12 protein-coding genes and 1 pseudogene are annotated in these 18,060 nt (G+C 46.3%); 6 read left to right on the top strand and 7 right to left on the bottom strand.

All coding sequences use genetic code 11. The annotated features are described in order from the left end of the window. Positions 1-250: 250 nt before the first annotated feature. Positions 251-1,009, bottom strand: coding sequence for an SDR family NAD(P)-dependent oxidoreductase (locus ACH33_RS09860; protein ID WP_062731153.1), 759 nt, complete (start codon positions 1,007-1,009; stop codon positions 251-253). A 458-nt stretch (positions 1,010-1,467) separates the two neighbouring features. Between ACH33_RS09860 and ACH33_RS09855 the strand changes: the two genes are divergently transcribed. Beyond that, complete coding sequence (locus ACH33_RS09855; RefSeq protein ID WP_062731152.1) at positions 1,468-2,928, top strand: nicotinate phosphoribosyltransferase; 1,461 nt, start codon at positions 1,468-1,470, stop codon at positions 2,926-2,928. Positions 2,929-3,218: 290 nt separating this feature from the next. Here ACH33_RS09855 and ACH33_RS09850 read toward each other — a convergent pair whose 3' ends face one another. Further along, positions 3,219-3,836 carry an RraA family protein gene (locus tag ACH33_RS09850; RefSeq protein WP_057898865.1) on the bottom strand — a complete coding sequence of 206 codons (618 nt, stop codon included), beginning with the start codon at positions 3,834-3,836 and terminating at the stop codon, positions 3,219-3,221. A 587-nt stretch (positions 3,837-4,423) separates the two neighbouring features. On the opposite strand from ACH33_RS09850, the gene addB reads away from it, so the two are divergent. Together addB and addA are read left to right on the top strand one after the other, a co-directional pair. Then, a complete protein-coding gene (addB, locus tag ACH33_RS09845; protein WP_057898864.1) occupies positions 4,424-7,966 on the top strand; it encodes a helicase-exonuclease AddAB subunit AddB in 3,543 nt (1,180 codons plus the stop codon). Continuing rightward, positions 7,963-11,790 (top strand): helicase-exonuclease AddAB subunit AddA, encoded by a 3,828-nt coding sequence (gene addA, locus ACH33_RS09840; protein WP_057898863.1) that lies wholly within the window; start codon positions 7,963-7,965, stop codon positions 11,788-11,790. Before addB ends, addA begins: the two co-directional genes overlap by 4 nt. A 219-nt stretch (positions 11,791-12,009) precedes the next feature. Here addA and ACH33_RS09835 read toward each other — a convergent pair whose 3' ends face one another. Continuing rightward, positions 12,010-12,594, bottom strand: a complete 585-nt coding sequence (locus tag ACH33_RS09835; protein ID WP_057898862.1) for a 3D domain-containing protein — start codon at positions 12,592-12,594, stop codon at positions 12,010-12,012. 169 nt (positions 12,595-12,763) lie between these two features. On the opposite strand from ACH33_RS09835, the gene ACH33_RS19270 reads away from it, so the two are divergent. Beyond that, a complete protein-coding gene (locus ACH33_RS19270) occupies positions 12,764-12,937 on the top strand; it encodes a hypothetical protein (protein ID WP_156424040.1) in 174 nt (57 codons plus the stop codon). 30 nt (positions 12,938-12,967) lie between these two features. After that, positions 12,968-13,216, top strand: a complete 249-nt coding sequence (locus ACH33_RS09830; RefSeq protein WP_057898861.1) for a hypothetical protein — start codon at positions 12,968-12,970, stop codon at positions 13,214-13,216. Between the two features lie 184 nt (positions 13,217-13,400). On the opposite strand, the pseudogene ACH33_RS09825 reads toward ACH33_RS09830, so the two are convergent. The 4 genes and pseudogenes from ACH33_RS09825 to ACH33_RS09810 form a co-directional block, all read right to left on the bottom strand. After that, positions 13,401-14,951, bottom strand: a pseudogene (locus ACH33_RS09825) (alkaline phosphatase D family protein); the annotation flags it as partial. A 246-nt stretch (positions 14,952-15,197) separates the two neighbouring features. Beyond that, positions 15,198-15,737: a DUF309 domain-containing protein gene (locus ACH33_RS09820; RefSeq protein ID WP_057898859.1), complete on the bottom strand. Its 540-nt coding sequence runs from the start codon at positions 15,735-15,737 to the stop codon at positions 15,198-15,200. A gap of 128 nt (positions 15,738-15,865) precedes the next feature. After that, positions 15,866-16,690, bottom strand: a complete 825-nt coding sequence (locus ACH33_RS09815; RefSeq protein ID WP_236781849.1) for a TatD family hydrolase — start codon at positions 16,688-16,690, stop codon at positions 15,866-15,868. Beyond that, complete coding sequence (locus ACH33_RS09810; RefSeq protein WP_057898858.1) at positions 16,656-17,060, bottom strand: DUF2203 domain-containing protein; 405 nt, start codon at positions 17,058-17,060, stop codon at positions 16,656-16,658. The genes ACH33_RS09815 and ACH33_RS09810 overlap by 35 nt, the downstream gene beginning before the upstream one ends. A gap of 205 nt (positions 17,061-17,265) precedes the next feature. Here ACH33_RS09810 and ACH33_RS09805 point away from each other — a divergent pair, with 205 nt between their 5' ends. Continuing rightward, entirely contained in the window at positions 17,266-17,949 is a 684-nt protein-coding gene (locus ACH33_RS09805; RefSeq protein ID WP_057898857.1) for an SGNH/GDSL hydrolase family protein, read from the top strand. Positions 17,950-18,060: the final 111 nt, after the last annotated feature.

Genomic DNA, 18,060 nt, shown 5'->3' with positions numbered 1-18,060 from the left:
CTCAATGGCAGTAGAGGGAGTTTTTCGTGTATGCATACGAATTTTCCAAAAGCCTGTGAAACAATTGATAGAATAATCAATTTCATAATTACCCATTAAAAACTGCGTTTTTACAGGGATTATCGAGTTTTTAACACATGTTTGTAAGTAAAACTTGGGGAGGTGCTACTTTTTTAAGCTCCTGAAACCCTTGGGGCTCTAAGGCTCCGAGTTATGAAATTGATTCAGAAGAATAAAGGAGAGGACAAATTTAAAAGTTGCTGCGCGACTGCCCACCGTCCACATTCAGCGTTGCGCCGACCACCCAGGACGCTTTCTCAGAAGCGAGAAAGACGGCGACATTTGCAACTTCTTCTACCGTGCCGAAGCGGCCAGCCGGAATCTCGTTTTTTACAAATTGCTTAATTTTCTCCGGGTTTTCCTGAAGACGCTTCTGCCAGTTTCCGGTCGGGTGCAAAATTGAGCCTGGCGCGATGCCATTGACGCGGATGCCGTACGGAATGACTTCGTTTGCCAGCGCTTTCGTAAAGCTAATAAGCGCCGCTTTCGCCGCATTGTACGTCGGTTTGCCGCCCGATTCACGGCCGTAAATCGAACTGATATTAATAATGCTTCCTGCTCCTTTTTCTTTCATCAATGGAATGACTGCCTTGCTTAAATCGACGGCTGGATAGAAGTTAATGTCCATGGCCGCCTGAAATAGTTCGAGATCCGTGTCAAGAACGGTGCCACCGTTGCTTCCGCCTACATTGTTAACCAAGACGTCAACGGTTCCCCAATTGTTTACAACCTGGTTTATGATACTTTTGCGGGCCTCCCTGTCTGTCAAATCAGCAGGAAGCGCGAGAATACCATCCATTTCTGCGGCTGCTTCCTGCAACTCTGTTTCGCCGCGTGCAGCAATCGCCACTTTTGCTTCTTCCTCGTAAAAAGCGCGAGCAATCGCGCGCCCGATTCCTTTGGAACCGCCCGTTATAAGCACCACTTTATCTTTTAGTCCTAGATCCATTGTGTCACACCTTTCCACTTTGCTAGGAAATACATTTTATCATACCATTGGGAAAACCAACATAACCATCAAAACAAACTTATACGTTCGGTCAGTTTATCATAGACAAATTTTGCAGATTGTACCGTTTTCTGAATTTGAAGTGCTCGCGCTTGGCTTGCTAGGGCAAAATACGGCTTATGCTCTCTCGACTTTGAAGTAACAATTTTTGTATAACAAATGAGGGGACACTTCTTTTTTTACATATAATAGAATTGGCAATATCCAAATTACAAATTATTAAGTAACTATAAAAATATTATGTAAAGTAGTGTGAGAACAATGCCAAATGATGATTTTTTGAAAGGATAAACGGGTAATTATATAATTGCAAATGAATAAAGGAAGGAATATATGTATGAAAAATTGTCTTGGTGCGCAAATTTTATAAACTGGGTATCGAAAAGGAGAGAGACAACATGTGTAACATGTATCCAGACGACGGCTTTGCACTGCATACGGATCTATATCAAATCAATATGGCAGAAACGTATTGGGAAGATAACATACATCAGCGGAAAGCAGTGTTTGACCTTTATTTCCGCAAGCTTCCGTTTGGAAATGGATTCGGCGTTTTTGCTGGGCTTGAACGGATTATTGAGTATATTCAATCGTTCCGCTTCACGGACAGCGATCTTCAATATTTAAAGGAAGAGTTGGGATACGCAGACGATTTTCTGGATTATTTAAGAACGATGCGTTTTACCGGTACGATCCGTGCCATGGAGGAAGGGCAAATCGTGTTCGGTAACGAACCAATTCTTACGGTGGAAGCGCCGCTTATCGAAGCGCAGTTGATTGAAACAGCGTTGTTGAATATTGTCAATTACCAGACGCTTGTCGCTACCAAAGCGGCACGTATTAAACATGTAGTAGGAAATGCCACAGTTATGGAGTTTGGTACACGAAGGGCTCATGAGTTTGACGCGGCCATCTGGGGAACGCGCGCCGCCTACATCGGCGGCTTCGACGCTACGAGCAACGTACGGGCGGGAAAACGTTTTGGCATTCCGGTCGCGGGCACGCATGCCCATGCAATGGTACAAGCGTACAAGGACGAGTATACGGCGTTTAAAACGTACGCTCGTCGTCATAAACATTGTGTATTTTTGGTAGATACATATGATACGTTGCGTTCGGGCGTACCGAACGCTATCCGCGTAGCTAAGGAATTAGGCAATAACATTCATTTCGCCGGCATCCGCCTCGATAGCGGAGACCTTGCCTATTTATCCAAAGAGGCGCGGAAAATGCTGGATGAAGCCGGATTTACAGACACAAAGATTATCGCTTCCAATGATTTGGACGAATACACGATTATGAACCTGAAAGCTCAGGGAGCAAAAATTGATATATGGGGGATCGGAACCAAGCTAATTACCGCGTATGACCAGCCGGCGTTGGGTGCCGTTTATAAGCTGGTCGCCATCGAAGACGAGAACGGAAATATGGTGGATACGATTAAAATTTCTGCCAATCCGGAAAAAGTCACTACTCCTGGAACGAAAAGAGTGTACCGGATTATCAATACTATCAACCAGCACGCGGAAGGCGATTACATTGCGCTCGAAGATGAAAGGCCACAGGAAGAGGAAAAACTGAAATTGTTTCATCCGGTTCATACATTCATTAGCAAATTCGTTACAGATTTTGAAGCGCGCGATTTACACAAAGAGATTTTCAAGGATGGAAAGCTTATCTATTCGCCGCCTTCGCTTGACGAAATCAAGGTGTTTGCAAACCAAAATTTGGCTTATTTCTGGGAAGAATATAAACGAACGTTAAATCCGGAAGAATATCCGGTCGACTTAAGTCAGAAGTGCTGGGACAATAAAATGCGTAACATTGAAGAAACGAGAGAACGATTGCAGCGTTTTTAAACTGTTTTATTTATCCAAAGCACAACTGGCAATCAGGACTGACTGTGCCAATCGTTTTTCTGGACATGAAGCGATGGATCGTACAGGTTATTCCCGGAATTGAAGGAATATGAGATTAAAGATCCGAATGTACGTTGGTTGTTTGAACGTATTGATAGGTTAGATATCCCCGAAAGGGCACATGAATGTTCGCTATCCATATAAGCAAAATAAGCAAAAGAAGTATTTCAACACAAACTGGGTGGCGGACGGTTTTACGATGGTTAGCTGGGAGGGTAGCGTTTTTTGATTTATTTAGAGAGTATGTTGTCTAAATATTGTATAACTGACTCTCGACTTTTCAAAACGCTTTCTTCCCTTTCCTGATCTTTTTTCATTTTTTTAACTGCTTTATTTAGCACATCTTGCTCAATTGTCTGTGGGATGACCACTACACCATCTACATCTCCAATAATGATATCATTAGGATGAACTGTTACTCCTCCGCAAGAAATAGGGACATTTGTTTCGCCGATACCAACCTTATTGCTTGCTGCCACTGTTGTTCCTTTACAGAAAACAGGAAAATTCAAGTTTTTGATTCCCATAACATCCCGAATGACCCCATCGACAACGATTCCTTGAATGCCTAGTGTTTGTGCCATTCCTACTACAAAATCACCGGCGATCGCACGGTATGTATCTCCTTTGGCATCAATAACCAAAATGTCCCCGGGTTTTGCTTCTCTAATTGCTTTTAGTACGTAAAAGTTATCTCCGGCTGCTGTTTTTACAGTAAAAGCTCTTCCGACGATTTTATACTCTTCTTTTAAAGGTTTAATGTCTGGATGCAAGTTATTAAGCCCTTGCATTGCATCAGATACACAGGTTGTCGGAGTTTCGCGCAATTTCTCAATTATGTCGTTCATCAATGTTCCTCCTCACAATATAATACTTGTTTTTCTATTTTGAGTTATCTTGTTTATATTGTATTATAACAGATTATATTAGTCAATTTTTGTTATACAACTTTTATATTCGTTTTGTTTTTAGGGAAATCGTAGGATGACTAAAATTCACCATGTTATTTTTTATAATGAGCGTTTTGCATAATTTTCGCTCTTGAAGCCCCAAGGCTCTTTTAGTCACAAAAAAGGAATGCACCCCAACTTGTAGAAGAATATAGCTCCCTTTATAAAAGACTGTTTATCTATCAAGTCTTATTTATATATAATGATAGTACCAAACAAAATGAGGTGCTTGACATGCAAAACATCCTTTAAGTTTGTCGTAGAAGTAATGCAGACGTGCCGGACAAAAAGCCTTCTCGCTCGTAAGAGAAAGGCTTTTTATACTGAGATATAAATGTACAAAGGAAAGCTCATAGATAACTGTATATTCAGTCCAATAAATAACTGAACTCAATGTGATTTATGAGCAGAAAATTGGAAAAGTGCTAGCGGAAATTGATCAAAAAATATGACGTAATATATATAAACAAAGGTGTGAAAACATTATGGCTCTAAGATTCGTACTTGGCCGCGCTGGAAGCGGAAAAAGCGCGTTCTGTCTGGAAGAAATCCGTCGGCGCTTGGAACAGAAACCGATAGGCGAGCCTCTGATTTACCTTGTTCCGCAACAGATGAGTTTTCAGGCGGAATACGAATTGACGGCAAAATCCGGAGTAAAGGGCACGATGCGGGCTCAGGTTTTCAGTTTTCGCCGTCTGGCATGGAAGGTGCTACAGGAAACAGGAGGATTATCCCGAATTCACATCGACAGTATCGGGATTAAAATGGCGTTGCGCCGTATCCTTGACAAACGCGGTAACGAGCTCCGCGTATTCGGACGCGCAGCCAATCGGCTTGGTTTTACCGACCAGTTGGAAGAGATGTATTGTGAGCTTACCCGCAATGGCATGACCGCGGAAGATTTGCTGCACCACAAAGAAGCACTTATCCGGCACAGTGTGGAGGAGCCCGGATTTCTCGCAGACAAGCTGCACGACATGCACATCATTTACGGGGAGCTGGAGCAATATCTGGCGGATCGCTATCTTGATTCTGAGCATTATCTGCCGCTGCTGGCGGAGCGACTGGAACATTCCCGTTACATACAGGGTGCAGAAATCTGGGCAGACGGCTTTGACAGCTTCACCCCTCAGGAGATGGCCGTACTTCGTGCGTTGTTGCTGTATGCGGATCATCTTACCATCACACTTACCCTAGATAAGCCGTATGATGGAGAAACGGAACCGGATGAACTGCATTTATTTTACTCTACTGCTGTTACATATCGGAATTTACTTACATTAGCTAAAAATAGCGCCATTCACGTGGAAGTGCCTGTGCTGCTTCCACAAGCCGGCCTGCTTCCGCGCTTCGCGCACGACCCGGCTCTTACGCACTTGGAAAAATGGTATGATAGAAGACCCGCCGCACCCTATCCGTATGAAACAGATACCATTCGCTTGGTTGCCGCCGCGCACCGGCGCGCTGAAGTGGAAGGAGTCGCCCAGCGCGCGCTTGCGCTTGTGCGCGATCAGGGGTATCGGTGGCGCGATATTGCTGTACTTGTGCGCGATATAAAAGACTATGAACATTTATTTATGACGGTTTTTCAAGATTACCAGATTCCGTTCTTCCTAGACGAAAAGCGCCCAATGATTCATCATCCGCTTACAGAACTGATCCGCTCCGCGCTGGAAGTCATCCGCTATAACTGGCGTTATGAATCGGTTTTCCGTTGTATTAAGACCGAGCTGCTGCTTTCTCCAGTGGAAGGGGAAACAATGGAAGACATGCGTCACAGCGTCGACCGATTGGAAAACTATGTGCTGGCATATGGCATAGAAGGATACCGTTGGACAGACGGCAAACGTTGGATATACCGCGCATATCGCGGGCTTGATGAAAATGCGGTACAAACAGCGGCCGCTATACAGCGTTCGGAAGGGGAAGAAAGAATAGAGGTGAAACTGAATGAGCTGCGTGCCCGCGTTGCAAGGCCGTTGCAAAATCTCGAAGAATCGCTAAAAAAGGCAAAAACGGCACGGAACATGTGCCAGGCACTGTATGAATTTCTCATCAGCCTTAATATCCCGAAGCGCTTGGAAGCATGGAGTGAACAGGCAAAAGACGCAGGGCGACCGGAGCAGGCGCGCGAACATGGTCAGGTATGGCAGGCGCTGATCGCCATGATGGATCAGATCGTTGAGGTAATGGGCGAAGAAAAAATGGAACTCGATACCTTTGCATCCGTCATTGAAGCTGGCATGGAAAGCCTGACATTCGCGCTCGTACCGCCGGCGCTTGATCAAATGCTTGTCGGAAGCCTGGATCGTACGCGTTTTGCCAATGTGCCGTGCGTGTTTATTCTCGGCATTAATGATGGCATCATCCCAGCGCGACCAAGCGAAAACGGTATGCTATCGGAACACGAAAGAGAACTGCTACTTCAAACTGGCATGTCGCTCTCGTCTAGCAGCCGCCGCAAACTGATGGAAGAAGAATTCATGCTATACCGAGCGCTTACTTCGGCTTCGCACAAGCTGTTTCTAAGTTACGCGCTCGCCGACGAAGAAGGGAAAGGATTGCTTCCATCCGGTTTGATAAAACGGATCAAAGATATGTTCCCGAAAGTACGCGAGGAATTCATTACAACGGAGGTGAGCGAAATTGCCGACGAAGCCGCCCAGCTTGCGTTTGTGGCGAACCCGGCGCGCGCGTTGTCATATGTAAGCGCGCAGCTACAGCAATGGCAAAGAGGGTATTACATTGCTCCGCTCTGGTGGGATGCGTATAACTGGCTGCAGCGTGAATATCCGGAACGGCAAAAGCAGGTCACACGCGGACTTTTCTATTATAACCAGGAAGAGCACCTCCAAGAACAAACAAGCCGCCAACTGTATGGCACGAAAATCCGAGCAAGCGTCTCACGTATGGAAAGATTCCAGGCGTGTCCCTTTTCGCATTTTGCTTCGCATGGCCTAAAATTAAGGGAGCGTGAACTGTACCGGCTGGAAGCGCCGGATATCGGCCAGCTATTTCATACTGCGTTGAAAATGGTCGGTGAACACATCAAAGCCCACGGATTGGAATGGGGTTCGCTCGAAGCTGACAGGATGCATAGATTGGCAGCCGAGCAAGTAGAAACGTTAAAACCGTTATTGCAAAAAGAGATTTTGTTAAGTTCAAAACGAAACCATTATTTGACTTACAAATTAAAAAATGTGGTCGGGCGGGCTGCCGTTGTATTAGGTGAACAAGCGCGCCGCAGCAAATTCACCCCCCGCGCGCTCGAGCTTGCATTCGGCCCAGGCGCCGAACTGCCGCCGCTCACTTTTACCCTTCCAAACGGGTGTGTAATGGAGCTTATCGGGCGAATTGACCGGGTGGATGGCGCAGAAAGTTCGCAAGGATTGCTCCTGCGCATCATCGACTACAAATCAAGCGCTACTGACCTAGCGATTGAAGACGTATACTTCGGTCTTTCGCTGCAAATGTTGACATACCTTGATGTGGTAATCTCCCAGGCGGAAGCTCTGTTTGGACAGGCGGCGAAACCGGCCGGAATTTTATATTTTCACATACACAACCCGCTGCTGAATGGATCTGGACCACTGCCGGACGAAAAGTTGAAAAACGAAATACAAAAACGTTTTAAAATGAAAGGGCTTGTGGTGGAAGATGATGAAATTGTACGTTTAATGGACAGTGAGCTGGACGTGAGCGGAAGTTCGGATATCATTCCGGTAGCCATCAAAAAAAACGGAGAATTCGCAAGCCGCTCCAAAGTCATTTCAGTTGAGCGCCTGGATCAACTGCGCCGCTATACGCGTAGCTTGATTAAAGAAATTGGCCAGCGCATCACCGATGGGGATGTGGCGATTGACCCGTACCGCCACAAGGCACGAACCGCCTGCACATATTGTGCTTATAAAGCGGTGTGCCAGTTCGATCCGTTCATTAAGCCTGGTGAATTTCGCGTGCTGCGCGACGAGGACAAGGAAAAAATCTGGCAAGATATCGCTGCAAGAGGAGAGGAGAAATACGAATGACAACCCTGCAAAAACCGGCCGACAGCATATGGACCGATCAGCAATGGGAAGCGATAGCGGCACGCGGCTCGAACGTGCTGGTCGCCGCCGCTGCAGGCTCAGGAAAAACAGCGGTGCTTGTCGAACGCATCATCCGCCGTATTTCCGATGAGCAAGATCCGATCGGCGTCGATAATTTGCTCGTTGTCACATTTACGAACGCTGCCGCTGCGGAAATGCGCCATCGCATCGGGGAAGCATTAGAAAAGGCAGTTGCCCGAAATCCTTCCCCGTATTTGCGGCGCCAGCTTACGCTGTTGAACCGGGCTTCGATTACCACTCTGCACTCTTTTTGCATGGAAGTGCTACAGCGGTATTATTATCTCATCGATATCGATCCTTCTTTCCGCATCGCAGACGATACGGAAGCGAAACTGCTGCGTCAGGAAGCCATTGATCAGCTGTTTGAAGAAGAATACGGGGAAGAAGAAGAAAATTCGCTATTTTTCCGGCTGGTAGATAGCTATACAAGCGACCGCAGTGACATGGAATTACAAGAGCTGGTACAAAACGTATACGAATTTTCTCGCAGTCATCCATGGCCGGAACACTGGCTCGAAGAAATGGCGCGTATGTATAAGATTACCAAATTCGAAGAATTTTGTGCCCTTCCTTGGTTCGATTCTCTACGCCAAAGCGTATGGCTTGAGTTGAACGGAGCCATGGAACTGCTGCGTCAGGCTGCGGATATCGCCAGGATGGATGGCGGGCCTGCGCCATATCTAGGCACCCTCGACCAGGACGCCACCCTAATCGAACGACTTATCCATACGAGCTACGGAACGTGGGAAGAGCTGTACGAAGCGTTTCAAGGAGCTGCTTTTAGCCGCCTTAACAGTTGTCGCGGCGCGGATTACAATAAAACGCTGGTGGAACAGGTGAAACATTTGCGCGACCGCGTAAAAAAAATAGTGGAAGAACTGAAAGATGAATTGTTTGCTGTATCGCCGCGGCTACATTTTGAAAACGTTCAGGAAATGGGGCCACTCATTGATAAGCTTATTGACCTTGTGCGAAAGTTCGGGGAAAGATACAGCGCGTTAAAGCAGGAAAAAGGATTGGTCGACTTTTCTGATTTAGAACACTATTGCTTACAAATCTTGCGCGATGAAACGGCGACGCCGGACAACCTCATTCCCTCAGCGGCCGCGCTGGAGTACCGAGCGCAGTTTGGCGAAGTGCTCGTAGACGAATACCAAGACACCAACGCAGTGCAGGAGATGATCATCAGTCTTGTGACGAAAGACAGCGAAGCGGAAGGCAACCTGTTTATGGTGGGTGATGTGAAGCAAAGCATTTACCGTTTCCGTCTCGCTGAACCGGGGTTGTTTCTTGACAAATATAAACGGTTCATGCCGGACGGACGAGGAGGCGGAAAACGAATTGATCTTGCGATGAACTTCCGAAGTCGTCGTGAGGTCATTGATGGTACAAACTTTGTATTTCAGCAGATCATGAGCGAAACGATCGGGGAAGTGGAATACGATGAAGCCGCCCGGCTCGTATTCGGTGCCAAAGACTATCCGGAAACGGAAGAAACCGATTCCTGCATTGAAGTGATGCTGATCGATCGAAACAAAACGAAAAGTAAAGACGAAGAATCTGTACCCCTTCAAGAAAATATGGAAGAAGGGGGAGAGGCAAACACCGGACAAGCGTCCGATCCGTCCGAACTGGAAACGGCCCAGCTAGAAGCTCGTCTTATCGCGAACAAAATTAAAAAGCTGGTGGGTGCGACTGGCGAAAACCCATACCTTGTATACGATAAAATGAGTAAAACAATGCGTCCGGCACAATACCGTGATATCGTTATTTTGTTGCGTTCGGCAAGCAGCCTGGCATCGGTCATGGCAGAAGAGTTCAAGTGGCAAGGAATTCCCGCTTACGCCGAACTTTCCGGAGGGTACTTCGCCGCTACGGAAATTGAAGTTATGACATCGCTTTTGCATGTCATTGATAACCCGTTTCAAGATATTCCGCTCGCCGCTGTGCTGCGTTCGCCGCTTGTTGGGCTTAATGCGGAAGAATTGGCGCAGATTCGCTTGGCACAAAAAGAGAACAGCTATTACGAAGCATTGCTTGCCTATCTCGAACAGCATGCGGACGATCAGCCGCCGCTCTGGCGGAAACTGAACGAATTTCTAACTCGTCTACAGAATTGGAGAACGGAAGCCCGGCAGGGCGCTTTATCTTCGCTTATCTGGCAAATCTACCGTGAAACCGGCTATTATGACTTCGTCGGCGGTTTGCCGGGTGGCAAGCAGCGTCAGGCAAACCTGCGCGTCCTGTACGATCGGGCTTGCCAGTACGAAGCAACCTCGTTCCGCGGCTTGTTTCGCTTCCTCCGGTTTATTGAGAAAATGCAGGAGCAGGGCGGAGATATGGGAACGGCGCGTGCGCTCGGTGAACAAGAAGATGTGGTGCGTATTATGACGATCCATAAAAGCAAAGGGCTGGAGTTTCCGATCGTATTTGTCGCTGGCTTGTCCAAGCAGCACAATCTCCAAGACTTGCGACGAAATTTTTTATTGCACAAAGAATTGGGATTTGGACCAAAATATGTTGATCCTGTACAACGTATCAGCTTTCCAACGCTCCCGCTTATTTCCATGAAACGGCGCATGCTCCTAGAACTGCTGGCTGAAGAGATGCGGGTGTTGTACGTGGCGCTTACCCGTGCGCGCGAAAAATTGCTCCTTGTCGGCACGGTGGATAATCTGGCCAAAGCGGTGGGAAAATGGGCACAGCACGTGTCGCTGCCTTCATGGATGTTGCCGGATTATGAACTTGTCAAAGGGCGTACATATCTTGATTGGATCGGACCTGCGCTCATACGGCATCGGGATGGTGAATTGCTGTATGCATATATTGACCGGACGGAACGCGCACCAGATTTTATCCGTGAGCATCCTTCACGCTGGAAAATCAAGTGTTATCAGGCTTTTGAACTAATAGAAGTGTCGGGCGAAGAAGAACAAATTCAGCAAGAAATAGCGCGCGCGGTCGCTGAAGGACGTCCCGTTCCTGTAAGCAGCCCCTACCGGGAAACGGTGGAACGCCAGCTTTCCTGGAAATACCCGTACCGAAAAGCGACCGAATTATTGTCCAAACTGTCCGTATCAGAACTGAAACGGCGTCGTCAGGCTGCGATGCAGAGGGAAGAGGTAGGCGGACCTGCATATATGTCAGGGCTTTTCCGGAGCGAAACGGCAGAGCGTCCCCAGTTTCTGTCGGAAAAGAAACTGAACGCGGCCGAGAGAGGAACTGCAACGCATACTGTTATGCAGCAACTGCCGCTTGACTGCGCGCTTACAAAGGAAGAAATCGAAGAAGCAATCGCGCGCATGGTTCGGCAAGAACTGTTGACGCCACTGGAAGCGCAAGCGATTGACATCGTGCAAATTGAGCGGTTCTTTCAAAGCGATATCAGCCGGAAAATCCGAGAAAACGGCGGGCGAATTTTCCGCGAAATCCCGTTCAACCTTTCGCTTCCAGCAAGCGAAGTTTATCCGGAATGGAACCGAGGCGAAAACGGAACGGACGAGCAGCTGGATGAAACGGTATTGCTGCAGGGGGTTATCGATTGCCTGGTAGAATATGAAGACGGATGGATATTGCTGGATTACAAGACGGACAATACGGTCGACTTACCGGACGCGTTGCTAAAAGCAAGGTACCGCGATCAGCTTGCTAGCTATGCCCGAGCCGTAGAAGAAATTACGGGTCGCCCAGTGAAAGAGAAGGTACTATATTTCTTTGATGGTTCCCGCATTTTTTATTTATAGGATTTTGACAAAAAACAAACCTCTTTAATTTTTAACAAAATGCTAACAATTTAACCAATCATTCATCATTGATTTAAAAAATTTTTTCTGTACCATTAATACTATCCTACGTTAGGATAGTATTTTTGCTGAATATGTTGTCACTATCATTTGGGTTCGGACATGTCTGAACCCACTTTTTTATTTTTGGCGAAATGGCATGAAAAGGTATGATTGCATTTACCGTCGCTTTCGTTTGCCGTCACCCCATTTTACAATATATACGTCCAGATGGCGGCGTCCGAATTTTCGAACCTGGTTCATGTTTGACATAAATACGTCAATTTTGTTTCCATGAATGGCGCCACCGCGATCATGAACGGTGCGGTACCCGATTCCTTCGATGTAAATGACCGTTCCAAAAGGGATATGCCGCCCGGCGGCCACCGTAACTCCCGCTTTCGTTCGGTGGCCGCTGGCCGTAATCCCGTAATCTGGATGACGCGATGTTTTTCCTGTTTCTCTTAGGCCATTCGTGTATGCCGAGATATTCCCACGAAACTTCTGTAAGTAATGAGCTGGGCGTTTTTTATCCGCCGCTATAACCTGCTCGTCCCGATTTTCATCGGGAAGCGTCGCTGCCAGTACAGGACGCACCTTTTCCCGCTCCCAAACCTGAAGTAAGAGAGAAGAGGTGTATGTAAGAGTTTCTGTGATGGTCCCATCACCTTTTTGCACCATCGTATCGCCACCCTTAGCGGGATATAACCACATAATGAGCACCAACCCTAATAAGAAACATCCCATTTGCCTAACTTTGTTCATTCCTTCTCCTTTCATTCCTTAAAAAATAAATTTGCTAGAATCGAACGATTCTTTTCATTCATATGGCATGGTTTCTTCTAGTAGAACTTTTTTCTACATTCAGGGAAAAAGTGAATAAAAACCTTGCGTTTTCATAACATAGAAAAAAGAAAAGAAAGGCGTGAAAAAAATGATGGGACGGCAGGATGTCGAAAAGCTAATTGCTGATATTCAGCAAGAACAAATCCAGGCCGCGCTTAACGCCAGTAACCTGCCTGAAAGTGAGGAAGTGTATAAAGAAATTGGCCGAGCGAAAGGCTTGGCGTATGTGCTCGGCCTTTTAAAGGAAAAATTGCGCGATTAATTAATATGCACAAATGAAAGGAGAAGGATGATGAATACACCTTATTTATGCCCTAGATGTAAAACAAACCGAACTCGATTCGCTATTATGGATCAGATTCCGCGCTATGTAAAAATGAATCCGCAGAGCGGAGAAGTGGTGCAGGAATATGCTGCGAATGAGCTTGATCCGTTTCATATGCCTTATCAGGGCAGCACGCGCCGGATTCAATGCGGCGCCTGCGGCTTGATTGAAGATGAACAAACTTTTATCGCGATGGCGCACAATTATCGAAAATAGCAAGGGAAGAAAAAAGGTTGTTGGACATGCATGTTCAACAACCTTTTTTCTTCCCTTTTTTCTTCCTGTGGCTTTGGTTACGCCTGCCAGCAGGAACTATCATAATGAAAAACGAAAAATTGCCGATCGGCTAAACAAGCGTAAGCGAGTGCGTTGTCGCGACCGGTTGTTCTCCGACAAGTATGAGGCCCGGTTTTCCGCTCTCTGTTACAAAAGACGCACGCGTAACGACAGGAGCGCCTTTGCGGCTTACGTACGGAAGCACACGGTAGTCCGTCTGCCATTTTTCCGGCGTTACCGTACAGCACACATAGCCACGATGATTATTAAAAAACTTAATATGCGGATTTTCCTGCAAAATGCGCTCCGTATCGGCGCGCACATCCGAACCGTCGCCACCTGACGTGATCGAAGTGCCTACGATTTCTACACCAAGCGTTGCGGAATTCGAGTCATTAAAATCTTTTTTAATCTCCGCAGCCCAGTTCGCGTGTACATCGCCGGTAAGAACAACAAAATTCCTTCCGGCATGCTCCGCCATAAAATTCACCAAACGATCGCGGTTCGCCGGATATCCGTCCCAAGCATCCATGCTGAGCTTTTGGCCGGGGCCTTCGGTGTAATCACGCTGACAGAAAAACACTTGCTGTGCTAGCACGTTCCAACGTGCTCCTGAGCGGGTAAGGCCATCCAACAACCATTTTTCTTGTTTCGTCCCGAGCAATGTGCGTTGCGGATTCAGCGATTCCGGGCTTGGCGGCTTAGAGCCATCTCCATTGGCCTGATCATCCCGGTATTGGCGCGTATCAAGCACATGAAACTCCGCCAAATTTCCGTATGCGAAACGACGATATAACTGCATAACGACTCCTTGCGGCAAGGAGGAACGACGCAGTGGCATGTGTTCGTAATATGCTTGGTATGCGGCTATCCTTCTTTTCATAAACGCTTCCGGAGATTGTCCTTTTTCTGGAATAGGCCCGGCATAATTATTTTCCACTTCATGGTCATCCCAGGTTACAATCCATGGAAAAGCAGCGTGCGCTTCGCGCAGATCCGCATCCGTTTTATATTGTGCGTATCGGTTGCGGTAATCTTCCAGCGTCATAATTTCGTTTCCTTGGTGGGTGCGGACGTTGCCGCCGTCTGCCACATATTCATTGGCTCCGTATTCGTAGATGTAGTCTCCGAGATGGAACACAACATCTAAATCTTCTTCGGCCATCCGGCGGTAAGCAGTGAAATACCCGTGCTCGTATTGCTGACAAGAAGCAAACGCGAACGTCAGCCGGGCGAGAGGTGCTTCCACCGCAGGCAATGTTTTCGTACGGCCGGTCGGACTGATTTCCGCTCCTGCTTTAAATCGGTAATAATACCATGTGTCCGGGCGCAGTCCATTTACCTCAACATGGACGGAATGGGCCAGTTCCGCACGGGCGAATTCCGTTCCGCGCTGTACAACATGACGGAATCCTTCATCCAATGCCACTTCCCACTGTACGGGCACATTATGAAACGGCATGCCGCCGCCGTTAAGTGGATCTGGAGCTAGCCTTGTCCACAGCACCGCTCCGTCAGGCGACGGATCGCCAGAGGCAACGCCTAGCTTAAATGGATATGATTTGAATTTCGGGGACGCGTCCACCGGAATTCCTTTCAAAGAGCCAAGTAAGGTCAGCCCAAGCGTTAGGCCAGCGATTTTTCCTGTAGCACGCAAGAATTCGCGCCGTCCCATCTTCTGCACGTTCAGTTCATTCGATTTACATAATTCTTGCAACCATTTGTTTTTGTCCACTGAATGGTTCCCCTTTCCTTGATGGATATGTGGTTTGAAATTCTCTATGCATTATAAAAATAGAAATGTTAAGGAAAGGTAATAGATTAGTATATAATATGTAAAAATTTAAAATTTTAGTAAGTTATTCTTAGTTGCCTTGTTTTGGAATCCATCTTTTTTCATAAATCGAAGAAACATTGTTTTCTATGGGCATGTATCGGAAGACGATGTGGATCTATTTCGGCGGCGCTTAAGTTCCGCTTCTCGCGCTTTAATGACTTCGCTTCTGTTGCGCAGCGTATGTTTATGCAGCAAAAATTCGTTCTGTAAATCGCTTGTGGACAGCCAGCGTACATTTCGCTTGCTGCATCGGATTTCGCATGCCCGAAGTAATTTATCAGGACGGATCGGCAAGTTCATATCCGTATAAGGTTTACGTTCATGAATTTCTTGTTTTCTGACTATTAAACGATCGATTAATTCCTGACCGAAAAAACCATACTGATCCAATTCGGCTGCATCAAGCCGCTTCAGTGCGCCTGCGATCATTTTTTCCGCGCCGGCAAAATTACCACGCCGATGATGGTATAATCCGACCGCGATCTGAATTAAGCCGACCCACATCTCGTTCCGTTCTTCTTTCGGCAAACTCTTCCAATATTCTTCTAGTACCTCATGGCACTCGAAATAATCGCGATCCGCATGGAAATATACAAGATAATCAATTAAAGCTTCGGGATACATGTATAGAACCTCGCTTTACCTCAATATCATTTCCTTTTTTTAGTATAGCAAACTGCTCTTGTTTTTTCTTTTTACGTGCTTCGCTCCAGATATACTCAAAGAAAAAAGCCCTTATTTTGAGGGCTTTGCTACATATAAGAACAAGCTTCTGGAATCCCGTATAATTTCTGCGTCGCACGAGTGCTGGACGCGGCGACCTCCGCGAAAGCGAGGCCACGCAATGCTGCGACTGTAGCGATACTGTCTCGCAAAAACAACGGGGTAGTTCTTTTTCCCGTAAACGGCCCACTATGTGGCCAGGGACCGTCTGTTTCCAAAAGCAGGCCGGAGAGAGGAACGCGAAGCGCTAGACGCTGATCTCGCTTCCGGTAGCAAACTTCCGGGGTAAGCGAAATATAATATCCGCATCGGATGATGCGATCGATCACATCGTCTGGCGCCTTGAGCCAGTGAAAATGCGCTTTGCATACACCTTGCGCAAGGATGATCTCTAACGCGGGTTCCGCCTTGTCGTGGACAGCATGCAGCACGAGCGGCAAATCTGTCTCTGCTGCCAGCGCGGCGAACTGTCCCAATAATTCCCCATATGCTTCTGCCCATGCTCCAGCATGCGGACTGTAATAAGGAAGTCCGACTTCCCCGATGGCACAAAGTTTCTCTTTCTCCTGTTTTATAAGTGAAAAGATCTCCTCAATTTCAGCGGGGTGGGGGAAAGGTTGTTCCGGATGATAGCCGATAGCCGCATATACAAAATCGGGATACCGTTTCTTAAGTTCCAACGTCCGATGTGCGGAAGCAAGGTTCATAGATACAGCTATCACCGCACCGACACGCGCGGCTTGCCATTCCGGGATACACTTGTCTAATTCGGTGTCTGAATACTGATCAAGATGGATATGAGCATCAATCAGCATCGTATCATTCCAATTTTTTTCTCCCAGCGAACCCATCATAAAGACCGTGATAGTGCGTAATTTTTTCTTCGCCTTCCCGCCAGCACAACAGCGCTTCCTCTCCATTTATAATCGTTGGAAAATCAACCAGCCCCGGCTCGATTTCTTTTAATTGGGCCCCCTGATTACGGATATTGTTGACATGCATCTTCGCCTGTATTTCTAAAAATTCCATGCTGCTTTCTAATTTAAAGATATATTCTTCCTGTGTATCAAGTGCGGCCTGTTGGACGTGTCGTTTTTTGTATGTCGTCAGCTCAAGATATTTCTGTCGGAATTCGTTGCGAATCTGCTGTAGCGCCGCGATTTCTTCGCGAATCATTGGTAACAGTTGATTTGCTTCCGCGACAGTAAAATATTTTTTTGACATCGGTTCTCCCTCCTTGCTTGTATTATACTGAAAAAGCATGGCTTATGGACAAGACTTAATTCTTTCATATCTTTATGCTATACAGCTCAACGATTACATGGAAACAAAGTAAAACCTCTCCTAATTAAGGCTTCATAACTTCTTTCCTTTTAGGAAATAATGTACTTGTTCATTATTCCTATGATCGTCAATAAGGGGGAGAATCATGGAAAATCGAGTATATTATGTAGCAATGGGAGACTCTTTAACCGAAGGCGTTGGAGCCTCAAGTATCGAATCCTCTTTTGCAGCAAAATTTTTTAAGGCCATAAGGCAAACACCTTATTGTCAATATGTAAACCTTGGTCGCTCCGGCATGAGCAGTAGCGAACTTTTACAGTATATCGAAAAAACCCCTGTAAGGGAGCAATGGCAAAAGGCTACAAATATTACCATTACTATCGGGGGAATTGATCTTATTGAAACATATAAAAGAAAAGGAAGCATGGCTGATTATTTCACAACCATTTACAAATTAAAGCGGAATGTTAATCAGTTATTGCAACGAATTACTTTTGATAATCCCAATGCTGAAGTTATGATTATGGGATTTTATAATCCTGGACACCCTGATGATGCTTTATATTCTTTTGCCAATATGCTCTTGCAAAAGGTAAACAAAATATACGGGATGCTGGCCAAGCGATATAACTCCCATTTGGTTGAGCCTTTTCATGATTTCTTGAACAAACCACATCTGTTAGCAGATGTGGTACACCCGAACGATCTAGGTTACGAGACCATCACTCATTTATTTTTAGAAAAAAGAAACAAAGGATTGTTTGCTGACTTCAGTGATCCCCCTTCATGGATGAATAAAGCAGTACAAACAAAAATTAGGGCAGACTGATATTATTCCCTTGTGGTTGACAGTGTAAAAAAGCCCTGCAAATGAAAAATCCTCCTAAAAAACAAACAAATATTCGAAGGGATAAATCGGTGCTGAATCAAGATTTTCTTG

The sequence above is a fragment of the Aneurinibacillus sp. XH2 genome, from assembly GCF_001439585.2.
Lineage (GTDB): Bacteria > Bacillota > Bacilli > Aneurinibacillales > Aneurinibacillaceae > Aneurinibacillus > Aneurinibacillus thermoaerophilus.
The sequence above is the reverse complement of the archived record's forward strand: the minus strand, read 5'-3'. Positions and strand labels throughout refer to the sequence as shown.